The sequence below is a fragment of the Aerococcus sp. L_32 genome, from assembly GCF_050689315.1.
In genome coordinates this window covers 1-906 of record NZ_JBOEQF010000722.1, presented here as the reverse complement: position 1 = coordinate 906, position 906 = coordinate 1, and the positions used below count along the sequence as shown (strand labels likewise).

Here is a 906-nt window from a genome sequence, read left to right as displayed (position 1 = left end):
CTAGTCTTCTCAATATTGAACTTAGTAACTGTTTATATTTTCGAACCTGAATATGGGGTCAATTTATACCAGTCGCGAACTGTCATCTGGGAAGGAATTGGCCGCTATTCTCTCACTTGGGAGCAAGCCTTCTATGAATTTAACTTGATGATCAAGTATTTCTCGACGATTCCATTAGCCTTAATCTTCATGTTGACCACTAACCCAAGTGAATTCGCTTCTTCGTTAAACCGAATTGGCGTGTCCTACCAAATTTCATATGCAGTTTCATTAGCCTTACGGTATATACCAGATATCCAGAACCAATTCTTTGCAGTAAGACAAAGCCAACAGGCACGAGGGATTGAGATGTCTAACAAGGCTGGCTTGACTGTAAGAGCGAAACGGTCAGCCCAAGTGATTATGCCCCTCATTTTTTCTTCATTAGATCGGATTGAAGTAATCAGCCAAGCCATGGAGTTACGACGGTTTGGTAAAGGTAACAAACGGACTTGGTATAGGGCACGACCTTTCAAGAAAGCTGATATCATCGCACTTATTGTGACCGTATTGATTGTTTGTCTTGGATTATGGTTATTTGTAGTCAACCAAGGACGGTTTTATAACCCATTTAAATAATGTATTGAAAACAAAAGCCACGCAGGGCTTTGAGTTGAATCAAGGTTTGCGTGGCTTTTTTTGATGTCTTCGTATAGCTGTGTCGAGTGGGCGACTGATATTTGAACAAGTTTACGATGAAAAATGCGTAAAAAAAAGGCGACCGAGTCGTCACCCGGTCGCCTTTCCAATTTGCAAATTTGATTTTTAAAGTTTAATTGTGTTAATTAAGCTTCGATTGTAGTGATTGTACCCGCACCTACAGTACGTCCACCTTCACGGATAGAGAATTTAGTACCATCTTCGATC

General features: G+C 40.5%; 2 protein-coding genes. One reads left to right on the top strand and one right to left on the bottom strand.

All coding sequences use genetic code 11. The annotated features are described in order from the left end of the window. The coding region (locus tag ACRCJ0_RS15980; RefSeq protein WP_431391156.1) for an energy-coupling factor transporter transmembrane component T family protein at positions 1-618 on the top strand (618 nt) is incomplete at its 5' end. A gap of 206 nt (positions 619-824) precedes the next feature. On the opposite strand, the gene ACRCJ0_RS15975 is transcribed toward ACRCJ0_RS15980, so the two are convergent. Next, positions 825-906 (bottom strand): hypothetical protein (locus ACRCJ0_RS15975; RefSeq protein ID WP_431390127.1); only part of this gene is annotated, 82 nt, incomplete at its 5' end.